19 protein-coding genes are annotated in these 21598 nt (G+C 53.5%); 5 read left to right on the top strand and 14 right to left on the bottom strand.

Translation table 11 applies throughout. From position 1 onward, the window contains the following. Positions 1–10 precede the first annotated feature (10 nt). Both AMM48_RS16560 and AMM48_RS16555 read right to left on the bottom strand, forming a co-directional pair. The gene (locus AMM48_RS16560; RefSeq protein WP_022730507.1) at positions 11–1252 is read right to left on the bottom strand and encodes an LL-diaminopimelate aminotransferase; all 1242 of its coding nucleotides are present in this window, start codon (positions 1250–1252) and stop codon (positions 11–13) included. A 308-nt stretch (positions 1253–1560) separates the two neighbouring features. Further along, the gene (locus tag AMM48_RS16555) at positions 1561–2919 is read right to left on the bottom strand and encodes an OmpA family protein (protein ID WP_244271267.1); all 1359 of its coding nucleotides are present in this window, start codon (positions 2917–2919) and stop codon (positions 1561–1563) included. 331 nt (positions 2920–3250) lie between these two features. Between AMM48_RS16555 and phaC the strand changes: the two genes are divergently transcribed. Continuing rightward, entirely contained in the window at positions 3251–5053 is a 1803-nt protein-coding gene (gene phaC / locus AMM48_RS16550) for a class I poly(R)-hydroxyalkanoic acid synthase (protein ID WP_102784942.1), read from the top strand. 59 nt (positions 5054–5112) lie between these two features. On the opposite strand, the gene AMM48_RS16545 is transcribed toward phaC, so the two are convergent. Then, complete coding sequence (locus tag AMM48_RS16545) at positions 5113–5973, bottom strand: hypothetical protein (RefSeq protein ID WP_146030419.1); 861 nt, start codon at positions 5971–5973, stop codon at positions 5113–5115. Between the two features lie 143 nt (positions 5974–6116). Here AMM48_RS16545 and AMM48_RS16540 point away from each other — a divergent pair, with 143 nt between their 5' ends. Continuing rightward, positions 6117–6992 carry an NAD(P)-dependent oxidoreductase gene (locus tag AMM48_RS16540; protein WP_102784940.1) on the top strand — a complete coding sequence of 292 codons (876 nt, stop codon included), beginning with the start codon at positions 6117–6119 and terminating at the stop codon, positions 6990–6992. Between the two features lie 2 nt (positions 6993–6994). On the opposite strand, the gene AMM48_RS16535 is transcribed toward AMM48_RS16540, so the two are convergent. The 4 genes from AMM48_RS16535 to AMM48_RS16520 form a co-directional block, all read right to left on the bottom strand. Then, on the bottom strand, positions 6995–8263 hold the full coding sequence (locus AMM48_RS16535; protein WP_244271266.1) for a cytochrome c peroxidase: 1269 nt from the start codon (positions 8261–8263) through the stop codon (positions 6995–6997). 232 nt (positions 8264–8495) lie between these two features. Next, positions 8496–9395 carry a DMT family transporter gene (locus AMM48_RS16530; protein WP_102784939.1) on the bottom strand — a complete coding sequence of 300 codons (900 nt, stop codon included), beginning with the start codon at positions 9393–9395 and terminating at the stop codon, positions 8496–8498. Between the two features lie 172 nt (positions 9396–9567). Next, the gene (locus tag AMM48_RS16525) at positions 9568–10395 is read right to left on the bottom strand and encodes a transporter substrate-binding domain-containing protein (RefSeq protein ID WP_102784938.1); all 828 of its coding nucleotides are present in this window, start codon (positions 10393–10395) and stop codon (positions 9568–9570) included. Positions 10396–10497: 102 nt separating this feature from the next. Beyond that, entirely contained in the window at positions 10498–11034 is a 537-nt protein-coding gene (locus tag AMM48_RS16520; RefSeq protein ID WP_102785125.1) for a gamma carbonic anhydrase family protein, read from the bottom strand. Between the two features lie 196 nt (positions 11035–11230). On the opposite strand from AMM48_RS16520, the gene AMM48_RS16515 reads away from it, so the two are divergent. After that, a complete protein-coding gene (locus tag AMM48_RS16515) occupies positions 11231–12076 on the top strand; it encodes a transporter substrate-binding domain-containing protein (protein WP_158246480.1) in 846 nt (281 codons plus the stop codon). A 51-nt stretch (positions 12077–12127) separates the two neighbouring features. Here the strand turns inward: AMM48_RS16515 and AMM48_RS16510 are convergent, their stop codons facing one another. Further along, a complete protein-coding gene (locus AMM48_RS16510; RefSeq protein WP_102784936.1) occupies positions 12128–13003 on the bottom strand; it encodes a DMT family transporter in 876 nt (291 codons plus the stop codon). A gap of 109 nt (positions 13004–13112) precedes the next feature. On the opposite strand from AMM48_RS16510, the gene AMM48_RS16505 reads away from it, so the two are divergent. Then, positions 13113–14516: a PLP-dependent aminotransferase family protein gene (locus tag AMM48_RS16505; protein ID WP_244271265.1), complete on the top strand. Its 1404-nt coding sequence runs from the start codon at positions 13113–13115 to the stop codon at positions 14514–14516. A 74-nt stretch (positions 14517–14590) separates the two neighbouring features. Here AMM48_RS16505 and argC read toward each other — a convergent pair whose 3' ends face one another. The 5 genes from argC to AMM48_RS16480 form a co-directional block, all read right to left on the bottom strand. After that, the gene (gene argC / locus AMM48_RS16500) at positions 14591–15637 is read right to left on the bottom strand and encodes an N-acetyl-gamma-glutamyl-phosphate reductase (RefSeq protein WP_102784935.1); all 1047 of its coding nucleotides are present in this window, start codon (positions 15635–15637) and stop codon (positions 14591–14593) included. 223 nt (positions 15638–15860) lie between these two features. Further along, a complete protein-coding gene (locus AMM48_RS16495) occupies positions 15861–16190 on the bottom strand; it encodes a putative quinol monooxygenase (protein ID WP_102784934.1) in 330 nt (109 codons plus the stop codon). A gap of 4 nt (positions 16191–16194) precedes the next feature. After that, positions 16195–16836 carry a LysE family transporter gene (locus tag AMM48_RS16490; protein ID WP_102784933.1) on the bottom strand — a complete coding sequence of 214 codons (642 nt, stop codon included), beginning with the start codon at positions 16834–16836 and terminating at the stop codon, positions 16195–16197. A 178-nt stretch (positions 16837–17014) separates the two neighbouring features. Further along, complete coding sequence (locus AMM48_RS16485; RefSeq protein WP_102784932.1) at positions 17015–18298, bottom strand: hypothetical protein; 1284 nt, start codon at positions 18296–18298, stop codon at positions 17015–17017. 196 nt (positions 18299–18494) lie between these two features. After that, the gene (locus AMM48_RS16480) at positions 18495–19430 is read right to left on the bottom strand and encodes a LysR family transcriptional regulator (protein WP_198413547.1); all 936 of its coding nucleotides are present in this window, start codon (positions 19428–19430) and stop codon (positions 18495–18497) included. Between the two features lie 94 nt (positions 19431–19524). Between AMM48_RS16480 and AMM48_RS16475 the strand changes: the two genes are divergently transcribed. Further along, positions 19525–20436 carry a PhzF family phenazine biosynthesis protein gene (locus AMM48_RS16475; RefSeq protein WP_102784931.1) on the top strand — a complete coding sequence of 304 codons (912 nt, stop codon included), beginning with the start codon at positions 19525–19527 and terminating at the stop codon, positions 20434–20436. 90 nt (positions 20437–20526) lie between these two features. Here the strand turns inward: AMM48_RS16475 and AMM48_RS16470 are convergent, their stop codons facing one another. Then, entirely contained in the window at positions 20527–21429 is a 903-nt protein-coding gene (locus tag AMM48_RS16470; RefSeq protein WP_102784930.1) for a GNAT family N-acetyltransferase, read from the bottom strand. Positions 21430–21598: the final 169 nt, after the last annotated feature.

Genomic DNA, 21598 nt, shown 5'->3' with positions numbered 1-21598 from the left:
TTATGAGATATCAGACAGATTTCTTCAACAGTTCACGTGCAGAATCTGCATCCGGGCACTTGGAAAAAAACTGTTTGATGTTCCGGTTGGCCTGTCGGATGCGGTGTTTGTTTTCCACCAGTGCAATCCGAACATGACGATCACCATACTCGCCAAAGCCAAGCCCCGGTGCCACTGCAACGCCCGCTTCCTGCAAAAGCAACTTGGAAAAATCAAGTGATCCGAGTTCGGCAAAGGCATCAGGGATCGGTGCCCATGCAAACATGGTGGCCGCCGGGCTTGGGATTTCCCAGCCTGCACTTAATGCACCCTCGATAAAGATATCGCGGCGCTCACGGTACAGGTTACGGAATTCCTCAACACAATCCTGCGGGCCATTAAGGGCGGCGGTTGCCGCCACCTGAACCGGGGTAAACGCACCGTAATCCAGATATGACTTAATCCGCGTCAGGGCGTTGATCAGCTTTTTATTGCCCGTGGCAAACCCGATGCGCCAGCCGGCCATCGAATAGGTTTTCGAAAGCGAATAGAATTCAACGGCGATATCCTTGGCCCCCTTGCATTGCAGGATCGAGGGAGGCGGATTGCCATCAAAATAAATCTCGGAATAGGCAATATCAGACAGGACATAGATTTCATGCTTACGGCAGAAATCGACAACTTCCTGATAAAACGCCAGATCAACCACAAGTGACGTTGGGTTGGCCGGGAAGTTCAACACAACCGCACTTGGTTTGGGTACGGAGTGTTTTACCGCCCGGTGCAGCTGTTCCATGAAACTTTCGGTGCTGAATGTGCCCTGATCATCATGGCCAATCGGGATGTGGCGCAATGCGGCACCGGCAATGATAAAACCAAAGGCATGGATCGGATAGGATGGGTTGGGCACCAAAAAGATATCGCCGGGGCTTGTGATCGCAGCCGCCAGATTGGCCAAACCTTCCTTGGAGCCAAGGGTTACAACCGTTTCGGTTTCCGGATCAATATCCACCCCGAAACGACGGCCATAATAAGCAGCCAATGCTTTACGCAGGCCAGGAATGCCGCGTGACATCGAATAACCATGCGTGCGCGGGTTCTGAACCGTTTCGACCAGTTTATCAACAATATGCTGTGGGGTGGCCGGGTCCGGGTTGCCCATGCCGAAATCAATAATGTCCTCACCCGCGCGCCGTGCCGCCGCCTTCATCGCATTTACTTCTGCGAATACATAGGGCGGGAGACGTTTTATGCGGTGGAAGTCTTGGGACATTATCCTACATCCTCATCAAATTGGCGATTTTCGAATTTTATGCGAAAAGCACATCCTCGAATTTACGAAAATTGCGTAGAGACACCTAAAAAAGGCGCTTCACAGCGTACAATTCGAAGGATTTACCTTTTCTGGGATAATGACTCAACGAATTAATGCACTTGAACCGTGCTTAAATTCAAAACCGGGCACATCCAGTCCCCTGAAACAACATCAGCGCGGAAAGGCATGCCCTTCCGCGCTGATGATATTCGTTCAGTCCCCCCTGCGAACCTCTGTCCGATCAGGTGATACTTTTAAAGTCGCGATCAGTAATCGAGGAAGATTTCCACGCGACGGTTGCCTGCCTCACCGGCCGGAACACCTTCGTAATACCGCGGATCAGCCGAGCCATCTGCCCCAACAAAGATCGCGCCTGGATTAACACCAAGTGACAACAGGCGTGACACAACTGCCGACGCACGTTTTTCCGAAACGTGGCGGTTTGCCTGCATATGTTCTTCAAGGCTCATGTTCGCGGTTCGCATTGACGCATGGCCAATCACACGAATGGCGCCGCCGGTCTGCTGCCAGGTAGTGGCAACCTGTTGCAAAACATTGCCATCCGTACCGCCAAGGTTTGATGAACCATGGCCAAACTGGATTTGTGCAATCTGAACACCATTGACAGACGGACCAGCCTGATTGATCGACCGCACGCCAAGGCGGGATGCCAACATGTCGTTGGTTTCTGACATATCCATTGTCATGGTGTCGCCACCGTAAACCGGATCGGAACCGCCAAACTGGCTTTCATCGACAGTGACCGCACCATTGTCAGAATACATCGAATAGTCAAAGTCCTGACCCTGACCAACCGGTGCATACGATGCGGTCGGTTCATTGGCAAACTGGCCCTGACCTTCGGCAAGGCGGCGCTGATACTGATCCATCACCGGATCACCAGACGACGGTGCGGGTGCACTTGATGGTTCTGGCGTGGCTGTGTTACCGGCCTCTGCGGCCTGTGCGGCCTCATAGGCGGCCAACTGCTCGGCCTCACGCTCACTGGCGGTTGATGCGGCACCTGCAGCAGCCCCTGCTGCGGCACCGGCCACAACAGCCGGACGATCAGGTGCAGCTTCCGGGGTTGGAATCGGGCCGGAGGTTGGTGACTTTGCCGACCACTCATCGGCGATTTTCGACCCCGACTGTGCCGATGTAACACCACTGGTCGCAGCCGCAGTTGTTTTGGTGGCACTTGTGGTCGCCGCACTGGTCGTATCAGCCATTGCACTGCTGCTCACCGGGGTGGTGGGTGCAGGCTGGATGACGGGTTCAGATGCAGAAACTTCTGGTGCAGACTGCAACGCATTGACCGGGTCGGACGTCTGACGACGGCCCCCTTGGGTATATTGCGCATTGGTGCGATCCGCAGCAAGGCCCGCAATCAGGGCATCGCGCTCTTGATCACCGGTCACAATGGGTTTGGCCGGCGTATCTGACAGGCTCGGATATTCGCCGTCTTCACCGGGAATGGCTTCTTCGGACTTGGCGGTTTCATCGCCTTCGCCGTCGAACATATCGCCAACGGATTTGCCCCACTCCACCGGATTGATCGCATCAGGAACCGAAGAACAGGCGCCCAGTGTCATGACCACCGCCAGCGCAGAACCGGTCTGCAGCAATAGCCGCAGCTTCCCCCTTGCAGTCTCCTGCCACGACCACTGCCCTGTCGTCGATTTCAGAACGCCCATTTGTTTTCGCTGCTCCAAACTTTGGTTTGATGACGCCTGCGTTGAATAAGCCTGCAAAACGTCACCTTATAATTCTTGTACTACCCCATACCGGCAAGCTAGGCTAAGACCATGATTAGCTTGTGATCAAGCAGAGTTTCAACCCGGCGCGCCAAATGGATAGCCGGAACATAAAACGTAAAAAGTCTTGCGATATTGCAAAGATGCTTACCACGTTTTTGTGTTACGCCCTATCCATCGCGGTATCATAAGGGAATGCCCCATGAGCGATCAACAGGCCAAAGAAACTGAACTCAATCACCCGGACCCCGAAAAACTGTCAGAAGCAATGGCAGAAATTGCCGAAAGAAGTCAACGACTTGTCGCAGACTTCCTCGCAAAACAGGCTGAAGACCCTGAAATTTCTGATCCTGACCCCCTTAATATCGGCTCGGCCTTTGTCGAATTAACCAGCCAGATCATGCAAAACCCGACCAAATTGGTCGAGGCGCAAATGGATTTGTGGCAGCAATATTATATGCTGTGGCATAACACAACGCTGCGCATGATGGGCGAAGACTCCGAACCTGTGGCGTCACCGCTGCGCGGGGATCGTCGATTCCGTGACGAGGCGTGGGAAAATAATGAAGTCTTTGACTACATCAAACAGTCCTACCTTCTGTCATCGCAATGGATGCAAAATCTTGTCCATGACGTCGACGGTCTGGATGACAAAACAGCCCAGAAGGTCGAATTTTATACCCGCCAGTTTGCCGACGCGATTTCGCCGACCAACTTCCTGATGACCAACCCGGAAGTTCTGCGCACCACCATCGAAAGTGGCGGCGAGAATTTGCTTAAGGGGCTTCAGAATCTTCTGGGCGACCTTGAACGTGGCAAGGGCAAACTGCAAATCCGCATGACGGACCTTGATGCATTCAAGATTGGCGAAAACGTCGCCACCAGCGAAGGATCGGTCGTCGGCAGAACCCCCTTGATGGAATTGCAACAATATACGCCAAGCACCGACAAGGTCGCCAAACGCCCGCTTATGATCGTGCCACCATGGATCAACAAATATTACATTCTTGATCTGCGCCCGGAAAATTCCTTCATCAAATGGGCTGTCGATCAAGGACACACCGTGTTTGTCCTGTCATGGGTCAACCCCGACAGCGAATTGGCCGAAAAAAGCTTTGAAGATTATGCCAAGGACGGCGTACTTGCGGCTTTGGACATGATTGAGAAAGCAACAGGTGAAAGCGACGTCAACGCGATTGGCTATTGTCTTGGTGGGACGCTGCTAAGCTCCACGCTTGCCTATATGGCCAAAACCGGGGATGACCGGATTAAATCCGCAACATTCTTTACCACCCTGATGGATTTTGAAAAATCGGGTGAACTGTCGGTCTTTGTCGATGATGAACAGATCAAAAGTCTCGAAAACAAGATGTCCAAGGAGGGCTATCTTGATGGGCGGGACATGTCGATGTCGTTTAACATGTTGCGTGCCAATGACCTGATCTGGTCGTTTGTCGTCAACAACTACATGCTGGGCAAAGACCCGTTCCCGTTTGATCTGCTGTATTGGAATTCCGATTCCACCCGCATGCCAAAGGCCATGCACAGTTTTTATATGCGCAATATGTACAATAAAAATCTGCTACGTGAACCCGGCGGAATTTCAATTCTTGGCGAGCCGATTGACCTGCGTGATATCAAAACCCCGGTCTATTTCCTATCCACCCGCGAAGACCATATCGCGCCGTGGCAGGCAACCTATGCCGGAACACAGCTTATGTCCGGTCAGGTTAAATTCGTCCTGTCAGCATCGGGCCATATTGCTGGTGTGGTGAACCCGCCTGCGGCCAAGAAATATTGCTATTGGACCTATAACCGCACCCCGGAAAATCCCGACGACTGGATCGCCAAAGCCACCCAGCACGACGGATCATGGTGGACCGACTGGCAAAACTGGATCAGTCGTCGATCGGGTGGCAAAGTCGATGCGCGCAAACCCGGCGACGGCAAGCTCAAGGTCCTTGGCCCGGCACCGGGCGATTACGTCAAAGTGCGCTTGTCTTAAGCCCGCACCATATTCAGGCACAAAAAAAGACGCGCTGTGTCCATTACAGCGCGTCTTTTTCATGGGATCAAATAGGTTTCACACCCTTCAATCGGAATATCCGTTTCATATAATTGTGTTTTGCGGTCAAACTTGAAAACCGCATCGAAACTACATGCAAGGTCAGGTGCACGTACCATTTCCTGCTTATTCAAAGGCGGTCGGACACTTGAGTCCGTGCCAAGATCAGCGTTTGGTGGGAACCGGCTTGCCCGTGCAACATACTGAAGCGACGGCATGTTGCCCTGCCCCGCGTCATCGTCACCAACCTGCGCGCCAACGTCCGATAGCGGCGTAATGCTGGCTTCAAAATCATATTCATCATGGCAAACCTGATGGCGGTCGATCACGTCCTGTTCGCTAAAGCAGGCCCGGATCATTTTGGACGCTTCCAGTGGAACCGTTGCAACCATGCCAAGTACGAGCGGCGTTCCTGTCGGGTTATTTCCCGGCGTCGGGTCCACCCGAATGAGTGACAGCATTGCAACAGATGCGCCACCGCCTGAATATCCAACCGTCGTGGTCGTCACAATTCCCATAAGAAACGCACCACGGCGTTGCGGATCATGAAACCGGTGCGGCCAAATGCCGGTCTTGCGCCAACCGCCATTGCCGTCATCCCGTCTTTTACCCAGAATAATTTCCTGACGCGTCACCTCTTTGCCATCACGTAGGACAAGAAGAAGCGGTGTGTGCCCCTCGCCGGCATTACTGGGTTTCTGGGCAAGACCAAAACACCAGTCCATCGTCTCGTCGCAATAAAACTGGCCGCTGGGATCTGCCTTTAAGTCGCTTTTCCTAAAATCGGCCGATGCCGCAAATGGCCATAGCGTTACCGCCATCGCGAAAATCATCGAAAAAGAAGTTCTGATACCGGTCACGTCATTTCCCTGTTTTGGACTGCCATCATCACAATCGCCTTTATTCAAGGGCTTGGCATGGTACATTCATGGCAAATTGTGGCATCGCCAATCGCAAGATACCGCGCAAATTGCATAATGTAGAATACAGGATAAACCACATCATGACCCAAATGATCGGATTTCTAGGAACTGGCCGCATGGCATCGGCAATGATCATCCGTTCCCTTGAACAGGGTTATGCTGTTCAAGTCTGGAACCGAAGCACGGCTAAAACCGAACCGCTTGTTGCCTTGGGGGCCAAAGCCTGCGCCACACCGGCCGATGCGGTGCGCAATGCCGATATCGTAATCTCCTTTATGGCCGACGACAGCGGTGCCGAGGCCGTCTGGCTGGGCGTTGACGGTGCACTTTCGGCCATGAAACCCGAAACACTGGCGATTGAATGTTCCACCCTGTCGCATGGCTTCGTTCTGGAACTGTCCGCAAAGATCACAGCAGCAGGCTGCGCGTATATCGACGCGCCCGTAACCGGCGTTCCCGCTGATATTCAAGCAGGCAACACCGTCTTTCTGATCGGCGCAGATAATGCGGTTCTTGATCGCGCCCGGCCATTCATGAATGCCGTCGGCAAACAGATTGTTCATTTCGGCCCGATTGGATCGGGCACGGTGTACAAACTGATGCACAACCTTCTTGGCGCGGTGCATATCGCCGCGGCCGCCGAACTGGTCGCGGTTGCGCAAAAGGCTGGTCTGGATGGTGATTTGGTCGCGGAAACATTCGCCAATGGGGCAAACGCCAGCATGTCGGGCAATATCACGGTTCCCGGAATGGTCAGCGGCAACCATCACGAAGGCATTCACTTCACCACGGGCCTGCGCGCCAAGGATGCAAGCTATGCCATGCAACTGGCAACCGATATGGGAATGTCCCTGCCCGTTGGCCGGGCGGCATCGGATGTCTTTACAAAGGCAACATCAGACGGCTTTGGCGACTTGGCGCAAAGTGCGGTGATCGAGACGCTTAAAACCAATTAAAATCAGTTCTTTGCAGCTTGTTCTTCCTGATCTGCCAGAAGCGGTTCATAGCGCGCATCGGTTAGCGTTTTCAAAAACGCGACAATCGCATTGATGCGTTTGCTGTCAAGCGCATCGCCTTGCTCAAGCTCGGTCAGTGAAATCGTATCGACCACTTCCGCATCGCCCCACGGCTTACCCGTTTCGGGGTTGGTCTGGTTGGCTTTCGCGCGGCTGTTGTACTTGTTGTAGAACCGCACGACGGTAGAAAGATCGGAAAACACGCCGTTATGCATATAAGGGCCGGTTACCGCCACGTTGCGCAATGATGGGGTTTTGTATTTGCCACGATACCCCGCATCCTCAATCGCCGGGTTATCCAGCAACCCGTTATCGGTAAAAGCAACATCCTTGTCATTGGCACCGCGTGTGGCGACATTGCGCGGCACGCCGATGTTGTGGAATTCGTAATTGGTGAAGGTTTCGCCCTCTGCCGTTGGGCTGGTTTTCAACATGTGGCAGGTATTGCAGTTGGTAAACTGCTGCGAGAAGAACAACACCCGGCCGAGCTCTTCCTGCGGCGTCATTTTGTACTCACCGCGCAGAAACCGGTCATATTTACTGTCGAACGGGGCGAATTCATCGGTTTCTTCAAAGGCTGCTATGGCCTGCGTCATCGCACGATAGGCCGCATCATCATCTGACCAGACATCATCGCCAAACAGCGCCTTGAACCCGGCAAAGTAATCTTCATCATCACGCAGTCGTGCGATCAGGGTTTGCTTATCAGCCATGCCCATTTCAATCGGGTTCAATGGCGGCCCACCGGCCTGCTCGGCCAAATCAGCCGCACGCCCATCCCAGAACTGCCCCCCGACTGCGACACCATCTTCGCGGACATGGAATGTCGGCGAAAACTTCGCATAGGCCGCCATCGGCGCATTCCGATCGCCAAGGCTTTTGCCGTCATCACCTTGTGAAAACGCCCCGTCCGCCACATCAAAACGCGGATCGCGAAACGCCGTTGACGGATCGTGACAGGTGGCACAGGCTTGCGTGCGGTTGGCCGAAAGACGGGTATCGAAATAAAGCGCCTCGCCCAATGCCGCCCGGTTTTCAAACGGACTGTCTTGCAGGCTATCGGTGGCTGCGGCAATTTCACGCACAGTCAGGTTGGTCGAAACACCATGTGCATCGCCAACAAGCTTACGCAAGAGGTCTTGCTGCGTCGTGGTTTCAGAACCCTGCGCGCCACCAGCCATTCCTGCTGCCATCACCATGGCAACAGCCATGACGGCTGCACCAGAACGGAAAGGTTTGAAACAACGGCACTTTAAAACACGCATAGCGGGCACTTTTAACTTCTGCGAAACGGGGCGAAACGGCGCATATCAGCATCGTAAATGATACTCATTTACACCCCAGATTTGCCCCCTGCTTTGATAAAAGTCAATGCCCACATGAACATCTATCCATGGCAGGATAGCATCAGGCACATGTACCCGACATCACGGCAGATTGTTTTTATACTGCAACGCGCGGGCGACGGCGCATCATTGGCAACAGCTGCACACCGACGATTGCGGCCAAAATAACGCCGCAACCGGCATATTCCGCCGGCGCCAGACGTTCACCAAGGAACCACGCACCCGCAATGGCGGCAAATACCGCCTCGGCACTCATGATGATGGCGGCATCGGCGGCTTCGGTATAATTCTGGGCCACCGCCTGCAGGGTAAAGGCAATCCCGGCCGACATGATCCCGGCATAGAGAATTTCAAATCCGGCGTTATAGATATCGGCAAAACTGAACGTTTCGGTCAAAGCCCCCATCACCATCCCCAGAATACCGGTAATGAAAAACTGGGTTGCGGCAACCAGTGCCGGGGCATTGGTGCGATTGACCATCACACCGATCAAAACGACCTGTGTCGCCCAGAACACCGCACTGCCCATCACCCAAAAATCGCCCGAACCCAATGCCGAAAGGTTACCCCCGCTCAGCATATAAGTGCCAAGAACGCACATCATGCCCCCCGGCCAAACCGACCAGTGCGGACGCGCCCGAAAAACGAAAAAGGCCAAAACCGGCACCATCGGCACATAAAACGCCGTCAGGAAGGCCGCATTGGTTACCGATGTCGAAATGATGCCGATTTGCTGCAGAATGCTGGCCAGATACATCGAAATGCCCGTGGCCACCAATCCAAACACATCAAGCCGTGAAAGTGCCCCGCCACTGCGTTTGATTTTGCGCAGATCACGTAACGCAAACGGCAATACCACCAATGTCCCCAACAAGAACCGCACGCCCGTAAAATATTGCGGGCCGATATTTTCCATACCGGTTTGCTGAACGACAAAGGTTGTGCCCCAGATCAGGGCGACAAAGACAATTACGGCGTTTGCCTGCCAACGAGTCATATCCCGGTTCCGTTTCCTGTGACCGGGCGTGGTGGCGCACGGTAAAGTTTATTATGAAGGGTTGCCGTCTTGCTACCGTATGACCAACCGACAGGCAAGCACATCGTGCCAATCACGCCCGCAATCGCACGAAACCTGAACATCCATGACCAGAGGCAATTGAGTTCAGCCCCTAGTTTCCCGACATTTCCGTCACCGCATCAATCCCGTAAAGCGCTTTATAGGCCTGCGTTTTAACGGCGGCATCAAGTGCGACATCAATGCGACCGACAAGTTCTTTCGAGACACTTTTTTTCGAATACATCAAATGAATTGGGTCTACGCCGAATTTAAACGGATGGGCCATTATCTGATCGGCAAACCCGACTTGATCCGCATATGCAAGGGTTATCGCAGGACTGCCGACCACCGCATCAATACGTCCACTCAACAGTAGATTAAGTCCGTGTTCGGCTTTGCTGACCTCAATCAACTGCGTGTCCGCCCCCGGCATTTCCAGAAACGCTGCAAACAACGCGCCGCGATACGCCCCCCGAACATATCCAAGCTTCATATTATACAGAAAAATATCATCGACCGTTTGCAGCGGAAACCGCCCGATATCGCCTTTGCGAATAACCATTCCGGAAACCTCGTTCCGGTAGGGATGCGAAAAACGTGCAAATTCTTCACGTTCCGGGGTCATTGATGCGGACGGCAGTACATCAAGTTCGCCATTTTCAATACCGTGAAGCGCCCTTTTCCAAGGCATGAAGACAAACTCGAACCGACATCCCATGGATGACAAAATCTGTCGAATGAACTTGATATCAGTACCAGACGGGTCGCCGTTGTCATTTTTCACACTAAATGGAAAATAGGTTTCCGCCACCCGCACGGTTAACGTCTGCCCACAGGAATCAGCCTGCGCAGGATATGCGGTCTGGGCGGTCGCCACACCACCGATCTGTGCGCCAACCAACAACCATGCGCCAAGCACAATGTGCCAGACAGTTCTCATTCATGTTCCCCTACAACGGCCAATCACACCCCGTTTTTGCAGACGTATTACTTTGTTATGCGCGGACGGTTTTGACGTTGTTTTCTGGCCGGATCGATCATCTCAGTCTTCTTGCCCAAGGTCGAGTGGAATAGACACCCGGTATTCCTGTGCAAGATCGGCATACCGATCAGCCGACACCTTAAAGAACTCAATTTCTTCCTGGGTCAGTTCGCGCACCTTACGGGCAGGAACACCAGCCCAAAGTTCACCAGCAGGAATACGTTTTCCCGGCGCCAGCAATGCGTTCGCGCCCAGCATCCCACCCTGCTCAATAACACAGCCATCCATCACGGTTGCCCCCATACCGACAAAGCTTCTGTCTTCAAGCGTGCAGGCATGAATGATTGCGGCATGTCCGATGGTGACATCATCGCCGATATATGTCCCGAATTTTCCCTTGGCGACATGAACCATCGTCAGGTCCTGAATGTTGGTGCGTGATCCAATACGGATTTCATGCACGTCCCCACGAATGACACAACCAAACCAGATGCCAGTTTCGGCCCCTATCTCCACATCACCAATGATTGTGGCATTGGGCGCAATAAAGGCGGTTTCGTCGATGGTGGGCTTAACCCCGCGATAGGATAAACGCATGGTCACACGGCCTTTCTTAAAATGGTGTTCGTTCTCAATGACATTCCGGCTTAAGATTACAACCACCCTGCCGTCACATACCTTGATATGCCAGTTTAAATTCTAATATGTGAAGTTGAAAATTTTTCTCTAAAAAATCCAGCGCATGCACATTATCAAAACAAAACCTGCGTCATCCCACATTACTGGAAAACCCGTGATTACAACATTGCGCAGGGCGTGCGCCATTGCCGTGTGCCTGCTGTTTTCCCATCCTGCGCTGGCTGACCACGACAATCAGGCACCTGCATCACAGGCGGAAGGTACAATGATTGCCGCCTTTTCGGTATGGGAACCTTTTGCAATAGAAGATGAAGACGGCGGGATTCAGGGCATTGATCTGATGTTACTGCACGAAGTTGCAAACCGGCTTGGGCTGAAACTGAAATCCCAACCCTGCCCTTGGCGCCGATGCCTTAAGATGCTTGAACTTGGCGAGATCGACGTCCTGACAAGCTTTGCCTATTCCGACGAACGGGCGAAATTCGCCCAATATATTTATCCGCCCTATAGCCGGGTAAATCCGGTCTTCTATGTCAACAAGCAAAGCCCGGCATCGATCACGCGATATGATGATTTGCGCGGACTTGCCATTGGTTCGGTGGTTGATTCGCGCTATTTCGAACCATTCGATAGCGACCCATCGCTTGAAAAATATGAAGCCGGTTCGGAAATCCTGATCCTGAGAATGCTCGAAGTTGGTCGGATCGACACCATCGTCGGATCGGATGCCAACGCCGATTACCAAATTCGCAAGAACAACATGCAAGACGCCATCATCAAGGCCCCGTTCAGATCAGATGTTCACAATGACATCCACATGGCCCTTTCGCGCAAATCATCCCTGATCGCGCAGCATGACCGCATCGTGAAAATCATGCGCGATCTGCACAAGGAAGGCTTCATACAGAAAATCCATGAAATCTACTGGCCGGATGTCATCCCGGTTGACCTGCCCCAACTTGACGAATTTCCAGTCACACCGCCGATATCAAGCGAATAGGCAAATATACCGGGCATGTAGCTATCGCCCACGCCCTGACGGCTAAACGCCCTAATGCGCAAATCGCTTCGCCCCGGCAACACAGGCCACCACCCCGACCGTTACGGCAATCATCGCCCAACCAACAGGCTCCGCCAAAATAAGGGCCGCCAGCATCAAACCAAAAAACGGTTGCAGCAATTGCAACTGCCCAACCGCGGCAATTCCACCGGCAGCCAGCCCGCGATACCAAAAGAAAAACCCGATCAGCATGCTAAAGACCGAGACATAGCCAAGGCCAAGCCACGCGGGCATGCTGATCTCGGTAAAACTGTCTGGCACCATAACCGCACACAGGATCGCCATGGGAACCAGCGAGATCACCAACGCCCAGCAGATCACCTGCCAGCCGCCCAGATGGCGCGACAATTTCCCGCCTTCGGCATAGCCCAGGCCGCAAACAACAATCGCACCCAGCATATAAAGATCACCGCGCATCGCACCAGCATCACTGCCAATAGCGGCAAACCCGGCGACAAGCGCACTGCCAAGGACCGAAAACAGCCAAAACACCGCACGCGGTCGTTCCCCGCCGCGCAACAAACCAAAGATCGCCGTCGCCAGCGGCAACAACCCGATAAACACAATCGACCGCGCCGATGTAATATGCTCAAGCGCCAATGCCGTTAACAGCGGAAAGCCGACAACCACCCCGAATGCCACCACCAGAAGCGATCCCCAGTCGGACCTCTGTGGCCGGGCGGTGCGGGTCATCAGCAAAATCACAAGTGCGATCATCCCGGCGATTGTCGCGCGCGCCACGGTCAGGAAAAGCGGATCAAAATCCATCACCGCAATTCGGGTTGCCGGAAGTGATCCACTAAAAATCAAAATCCCGATCAACCCGCTAAGCCAGCCACCCGTTGTCCGTTCCACTGCAATCGCCATTGTCGCCTCCGCTTGATTTGAAGACGTATCTTTCGCTTGCCTGTCGCGCGATCACCAGACACAATCAAATACAATTAGACCAAACTGTATTGATTACAGGAGCACTACAGTGACACTTGATCGGGCAGAAGCACCAACCGATGGCGGTACACTTGTCGCCCATGTCATGGCGACTATCCGCAAGCGCATTGGCGCACGCAATCTGTTGTCGGGGGATCGTTTGCCGTCGATCCGGGCCTTTGCCCAGAAAATGGGGGTGTCAAACTCCACCGTGGTCGAAGCATACGACCGGCTGGTGGCCGACGGTGTCATTCAGTCACGGCGCGGATCGGGATTTTTTGTCTGCGCCCATACCGCCCCGCTTTCGATCACCCGAATCGGCCCCAAACTGGATCGGGCCATTGATCCGTTCTGGGTATCGCGCCAGTCGCTTGATGCGCGGCCCGACATGCTCAAGCCAGGCTGTGGCTGGCTTCCGGCAAGCTGGATGCCCGAAACATCGATCCGGCGTGCGCTGCGCACATTGTCGCGCACCCGCACCGAAACCCTGACCGATTACGGCACCCCGCTTGGCCTTGCCCCGCTCCGCCAGTTGCTATCACGGCGCATGGCGACGTATGGCATTGATACCAGCCCCGATCAGATCCTTTTGACTGAGTCTGGCACACAGGCAATTGATATGCTGTGCCGGTTTCTGATCGAACCGGGCGATACTGTCCTGATTGATGACCCGTGCTATTTTAATTTTCAGGCACTTTTACGCGCCCATCGCGCCAATATCGTCGGCGTTCCCTTTACCGCGAATGGCCCCGATGTTGATGCCTTTGACCGCATCGTCAAGGATACAAAACCCCGCCTTTACATCACCAATTCCGGGCTTCACAACCCAACCGGCGCATCCCTTTCGCCGATGGTTGCCCATCGCATTCTGAAAACCGTCGAACAGCACGATTTGGTTGTGATTGAAGACGACATTTTTGCCGATTTTGAAAACACGCCCGCCCCGCGTCTTACCGCTCTTGGCGGGCTGGACCGGGTTATTCATATTGGCAGTTTTTCCAAAACCCTGTCGGCATCGGTGCGCTGTGGCTATATCGCCGCGTCGCCTGACTGGATCGACGGGCTAACCGATCTTAAGATCGCCACCGGATTTTCCAGTGGCAACCTTGCCCCGGAACTGGTTTTGTCGATTTTAAAGGACGGCACTTATCGCAAACATATGGATGCTTTGCGCACCCGCCTAGCAACGGCCATGACACGGGTGACGTCCCGATTGCAGTCGCTGGGGATCACCCCCGTCTCAACACCCGATGCAGGGATCTTTTTGTGGTGCAAACTGCCCAATGGCATGAATGCCGCGACGCTCGCACGCAATGCCCTTGCCGATGGCGTCGTGCTGGCACCCGGCAATGTTTTTAGCATCTCACAAACCGCCGATGATCTGATGCGGTTTAATGTGGCGCAATGCGACGATCCCAAACTGTTTGAAATCCTCAAACGCGCCATGGGCTAAAACATAAAAAAACAGGCGCGCCCGGTTTGGACACGCCTGTTTTTTAATTGTATGAGGAAACCTTTTCCCACCCCTTACGGGAACAGCGGCTCGATCTCAAGCCCCATGGTTTCGGGCAGGCCCAGCATCACATTCATGTTCTGCACCGCCTGACCAGACGCCCCTTTGACCAGATTGTCCTCAACCGCGACAATGATCACACGTCCCGGTACACGGTCTTTGACGACGCCCATCAAAACGTAATTTGATCCCCGCACATGACGGGTTTGCGGCGTCACCCCAAATGGCAGGATGCGAACAAACGGCTCGTCGGCATAGCGTTTGGCAAGAGCGGCCTGAATGTCCTCGGCGGTCGTACCATCGGTCATTTTGACATAGATGGATTCCAAAATACCGCGACTCATTGGCATCAGATGCGGGGAAAAGTTGACCACAACGTCGCTTCCCGATGCCCATGCAAGCCCCTGCTCGATCTCGGGCGCATGGCGGTGCCCGCCGGTGCCATAGGCATGAATGCCTTCGGTCACTTCGGCAAACAGGGTCATTTCCTTGGGCGAACGACCCGCCCCCGTCACACCGGATTTGGCATCAATGATGATGTCATCGGCGTGTACCAACTTGCTTTCCAAAAGCGGGGTTAGCGCCAACTGCACCGGAGTTGGATAACAACCCGGATTGGCCACAACACGGGCTTTTTTGATCTTTTCACGGTGCAGTTCGGTCAGGCCGTAAACAACCTGCTTTTGCAAATCCTGTGCGGCATGTTCCGCGCCATACCATTCCTGATAGGTCGCCGGATCAAACAAACGGAAATCCGCTGACAGATCGACAACTTTGACGTGGTCTGGCAATCCGGCGATCACTTCCTGTGTCGTGCCATGGGGCAGCGCACAGAAAATAAGGTCCACGGTTGACCAGTCGGCATCTTCGATCTTGATCATGGTCGGCAGATTGATATGGGCAAGATGGGGGAAAACTTCCCCAAACGGACGTCCGGCGCGTCGGTCTGCGGTCAGCAATGTTATGACCGAAGCTTCATGGTGCGCAAGAATACGAACCAATTCCGCCCCGGTATATCCGCTGGCACCGAGAATTCCGACTTTGACCTTAACGTCACTCATTTCAAATCTTGCTCCTATAGGCGCGCCCCGAAAGGAATCAGGGCATCAATAACCGGCGGATGTTGGCAAACACACCTCGCAGATGCAAGCGTTTAGAACATAATCGGGGGAATCAAAACCGTTTTACACGGTTCAATCGTTTGCCCGGCAAGGAGGTACCCGCATCAACAGCCTTCACTCATTAAAGAGAAGACTGTTCTTACGGAGATAAAGCGCACTCAAGCTAACTTACAAACGGCAGAAAGGGCACGCGCTCTCTGCTTGCAACCTTCTCAACAAGCTCCCCGACCGCATTCTGAAAGTGAGCCGATTTGTTGTGCGCATCCCAACCCGCTTCATCGACATAAAGCTCATAAATGAAGAACGCATTGGGATCAGTTGGAGACCGGTAAGGCATGAAGAACTTCACACCTTCCTCCGCCATCGTTGGCTCAATAAGGCTCTCAAGAATTCCAGCGACCGCTTCGGCTTCTCCATCCTTTGCAACAATGTTGATGGCAACCACAAAGCCATCATTCAAGTTTGCGGCAACAGGATCCTTATAGATTGACATTGGATCAGCTCCTGCTCATCAGCAAGCGCAGGCCTGCAACAGCAAAGAAGGCTCCGAGAACACCTTGAATCACCCGACGCGCTTTACTGTAAAGGCGCACCATAATGGGTGTGGAGAACGCGATAGCGTAAAGAAGATGAACAGCCATCGAAAGCGCAAAGGTTCCAAGCACGATAGCCGCAGCAACCCAAAGCGGTGCACCATCTTTCAGCCCTAGCGAGATGATGGCAATCCATGCCAAGGCCGCCTTCGGGTTGGTCATCTGAATAAAGTAACCGCGCTTGAAATATCCAAATGGCGTCCGGAGACCACCCGCAAGCTCCGCAGCCTTGATATCATGGCTGGATGCCGCTGACTTGAAGGATTTATACGCAAGCCACAAGAGATAGAGGCCGCCAAAAACCTTGATTATCAGAAGTGCCTCGGCATATGCCGCTAAGATAGTGGATAGGCCAAACACCGTCAGCACCGCCCAAGAAAATGACCCTGTCGCCACGCCAACGGCCAAAGCCATACCCGAAGATCGATTGACACTCATCGATGTCCCAATGACGGCCAGAACATTCGGACCGGGACTGGCAATTGCCAACAGGAAAGCCGAATAGGCGAGCAATATCCCAGGAAGGTAAATTGAAATATCTTGCATTATTCAACCCCTATTAATCTGAATCATGTTCTTATTTTGTTCTCATTGAGACAGATTGACAAGTCATAATTTCAACTCAGACGATCAGGCTGTTTATTGGCATTTTTTTGGGCCCCTAAGAATCGGCCCGAACCGCATTTAGGAATACAAATACATATCCCATTTAAGATATTCACGACTATGGACGCCGTGCGCTCCGAACCGTCGATGGGCAGGCGCGTTTGTCTTCGGGCAGCACGGTATAGAACTTTTCGATTTTCTCGTATCCCGTCGGGGCAGCAACCGGGTAACTTGCTATCTGTCGTTGATCCGACAGGCCAAAATCGCTGGCTTTCAGCCCGGATCGTTGTTGCCACATGCGGCGATGGGCGTCTGATAAAATAACGTCCGGGTCATCAATCAGGAAAATCGCATCGCGCGCCAGCCGGTCATTGTATTTATGATGGGTTGGCAACCACGCGGCCAGTTGCTTGCGAAGCTCCCCCGGACTGGGAAGGTTGCGGGTTCGGGTAGCAAAGCTTGTCATGCGATCAACAAGCTGGCTGATATCGCCCGGCGGTACTGATCCATGGGTTGCCCGATCAATGAAAAACGCCAGATCAATTTCAGTTGGATCGCGCTTGATGATCGGGCGGAGTGCCCCGTACAGCTTAAAAAACCGGGCGATTTTGCCGCCATCGGCATTGGCCGCGTCATAGACTTGACGATAGGCACGTTGTACTTCCTCGCGTGCGCCATAGTCGGCAAAGCGACGTTTGAAATCTTCGCGTTGCGCGTCATCAATCCAGATCGAACACAGGATATCAAAGGCCGCGTCATTATTGCCCAAGGCAAGCCGGTGCATGTCTTCGGTCAGCGGCCCGAATACTGATTGCAACAAGCCCGGATTGGCCCGTTCGGAGGCAAAGATAATCTGCTGTATTTCCGCCCCCGCCCCGGCCGTTGCCCCGCGCGGCCCCCATGTCAAATAGGCACGCGGATCATTTGTATGACAATATGGATCGCCTTCAAGGAACCGCTTGCCGCTGCGCGGGTTTTTCGACTGACAGAAGTTAAACTGGATGACGTCATAATCCGTCCCCTCAAGCGCGAAAGTCAGTTGATTGGCGCGCTCAATCGCCCCCGGCGGTGATATGTCGACGGGCATCAACAAACGCCAAAGCCCGACCGTTATCGCACCATACTGCTCTGCGCCAACAGCGGCCCGCACCGCGGAATTCAAACAAGGTTGAAGATCAACAATCGCTTGGCGGGTTTTCGCCCCGACAATACCATCCGCCTTGCCATAGACCGCAACAGGACCCTTCTTGCACCGCGCGGCTTCGACAAACAGCTTGCGCTGAAAGCCCGATACCGACCCATAGCGCCCCAGTGTCAGGGCGCGGTTTTCAAACCGGTACAATACCTGATCAAGATTATCCGCCTGCGCTGTACCGGCCCCCATGATCCAGATCGCAAACATAACCGATCCCGCCAGCACCAAAATATATGTTGGCAGAAACGAAACGCGACGGGACCAATGTAAAAGATGGTGTTTCAGAACGCCCTCAATCAAACAGTAAATTTCAGCGCAAAAGTATCATCAAGCTTAACCGGGCTTACCGGCCACGCCAAGCCGTTGCCTCTAACGCAGCAGGTAACTTGTTCGTCTTTAGCCGTCAGTCGATTGGTAAGTGTGAACTCGTGATGGAGCGAATTTCTGTCTTGATCCAATGATGTAACGTTTCAAACCGGTTTGTTTGCGCAAAACTGGGCGAACAAACCAGCCAATATGCCGATTGCATCCGGACTGCCGGGCCGATTGCCATAAGGTGCCCCACCTTGATATCCCCCTCGATCAAAAGGGTTCTTCCCAATCCCACCCCCATGCCGCCGATTGCCGCCTGAAGCATCAAATCGGCGCGATCAAATTGGTCGCCCGGCATGATACTTTCGCGGTCCAATCCGCCATTGGATAGATAGTAATCCCAACTAAATTCCGAGCCATCCATTTCGCCGCGCCGGTCGGCAAGAAAAACGGTATCTGGATGGTTTAAAAGCGTTTCAGGTGCAGGGGTATGTTCAAGGTATTTGGGACTTGCGACAGGCTGCAACCAGCAATGCGCAAGATGGGATGAATGCAAACCGGGATACGGCCCCCGGCCAAAGCGGATCGCGGCATCGGCCTCATTTGCCTGAAACTCAATGGCCTGCTCATTGACATCGACCGAAATATTCAGGCCCATTGCCCGGGCGTTCGGCAATATCGGGATGAACCACTTCATCGCCAGCGAGGACGGCATGGAAAGATGAATCAGGTTGGTCGACTGGACACGGTCAAGCTTATCAAGTGCCCGATCCCACCCGGCAACACTTTCGCGTGCCGCCCCACAAAGAATCCCGCCAACTTCGGTGAGCCGCAGACTGCGCGTGGTGCGATCAAACAGCGTATGACCAAGCGCCTCTTCAAGCGACCTTGCCCTATGGCTCACCGCCGACTGGTCGACGTTTAGTCGCTCAGCCGCCTTGGTGAAACTCAGCTCCTCGCCAATGGCGGCCAGCATCGGCACAGCCTGCATGAGTTTTGCGATAGCTTGCTTTCGATCCATATTCATGAATTCAGCTCATATATTTATGAGTACCCTGCCACAAAATCATATCTTAAACAGGTAATAAGGGTAAGTTATCTCTGACATTCTGGACAATAACATGAAACAGACTCACGCAAATACACAAACGATCACCGCCCAAGTCGTCAACGCCTTTGTCACCGGCAACGTTGGTGGCAACCCGGCGGCGGTCGTACTCGATGCCGACAATCTGAGCGATGCGGACATGCTGCGAATTGCAGCCAAGGTTGGCCTGTCTGAAACGGCATTTGTTTCCAAATCAAAGACACAGGCCTTCAAGCTTGATTTCTTTACGCCAAATCGCCGCATTGCCCATTGCGGCCACGCGACCATCGCGACCTTTTCCTACCTTGCCGAACTGGGATGCGTTTCCGAGGGGGAAACATCAAAGGAAACCGTTGATGGCGCGCGCAAAATCGTCATTAAAAACGGTGCGGCCTATATGGAACAGCTCGGCCCCAGCTACCGCATGCCAAGCGATTGGGCCGACGACGGCGTCGCTGCTGCCGACGTTTTGAAATCACTTGGGATTAAGGAACATGATCTCGCCCAAAACGTCAGCCCGGTTCTTGTCAACACTGGCAATAATTTTGTCGTCGTTGGCGTAAAAGACGGGACGACCCTTCGCAACTTGAAACCGGACTTTGACCTTATTTCCGACATCAGTGAGAAACTTGATCTTGTCGGATATTACGTTTTCACAACCGACAGGGACGCAACGGACAAGGATGCCACAACCCGGATGTTCGCCCCGCGCTATAGCATTGAGGAAGAATCTGCAACCGGCATGGCCGCAGGGCCCCTCGCCTGTGTCCTGCACGACCATTTAAACATCAAAAAACAGACTCTGGTGATTGAGCAAGGCCGCTTTATGGCCCCGGCATCGCCAAGCCTTATTACGGTGGAACTCACCGTTGAAAACGGCAAAATCCTTGGCTTGATGGCCGGTGGTCACGGCAAGGTATCAGAAAGCCTTACCATCGACTTCTAAACAAAACCGCCCTTGCCAGCGAACAACAATGCTGGCAGGGGCGAAATATATTGGCACCGATGTCAAAATGGGCGCGACAGCCAACCTTGATCAGGCGGGCTGTAGTTCCAAATGGCCGTCAATTTTAACAGGGCATTCAAGCAACGCCAGGCGATAGTGTCCGATTTTGGCAAACCCAAGCGCCTCATAAGCCTTTGCCGCTGCTTCACTGTCAGTTGACAGGATGGCGTGCTTTACCCCGTTGGATCGCGCCGCCAACAGAGTTTTGGCGACCAGAATACGGGCGTAGCCATTTGATCGCTGCTCAACCGGCGTCCAGACAGGACCAACCTGCACCATCTCAGGCAGTTGCGCGTTAAACCCCGAAAGACTGACGGGTTTTCCATCGACAATCAGCCCCCACATGGTGCGCGCATCAAGCGCATGCACCAGCCGGGATGCGATCTTACTGTCAAGCAACGGGGTATCCTGTGCGCCAAGCGCCTCAATCTCATAAGCGCGCAACCAGCGCAGCAAAGTGCTGCGATCCAGTTTTTCCGCATCGACCATCTGAAATCCATCAGCCCGAACATTTACCGGGACAATCAGATCAGCCAGATCAAGCGTATAGAGCACATCAGATGCATTAATCGCAAAATTCGCATCACCAAGGCCAAGCTGATCAATCATGTCGGCGGCCTGATCGGCATCACCAAAGATACCCGCCACCGGATGTGGGATTTCAGCACGGAATGCCGTGGTCAAGGCGTGCGGGGTATGTACCTGATCCCCGGCCTGAACAAACACATTGCCATTACCAAACTGCGCAATAATCGCCGAGACGTGTCCCGCCTCGGAAACTTCCCCAAAGTATGTTCCAGAAAGCGGATGACGACGTCGCTCGATACCCGCAGTTCGCAAATTCCCGCGCAGAACCATGCTGGTCGCAGCATGGTTGGCAAGGAAGGCGGTTGCGGCATCAAAATCGGCGTCGTGCAGCTTTCTGTACTGCATATCGGGGGTCCCTTTCTTTGGGGTTCAGGTCGTTGCCAACCTTTGGAATTGGCACAAAAAAAAGACCGCTCCATTAGCGGCCCTTCACAAATAACGGGGAAATCCAACAGAGGTTCAAAAGTTATGTTTTGAAAATTCGTCGCATATTTCCCACCATCGAAACTCACCT

Origin of the sequence: Thalassospira sp. GB04J01 (assembly GCF_000751115.1) — a bacterium.
GTDB lineage: Bacteria > Pseudomonadota > Alphaproteobacteria > Rhodospirillales > Thalassospiraceae > Thalassospira > Thalassospira lucentensis.
Note: the sequence above shows the minus strand (reverse complement) of the source record. Positions and strands in the feature narration are given on the sequence as shown.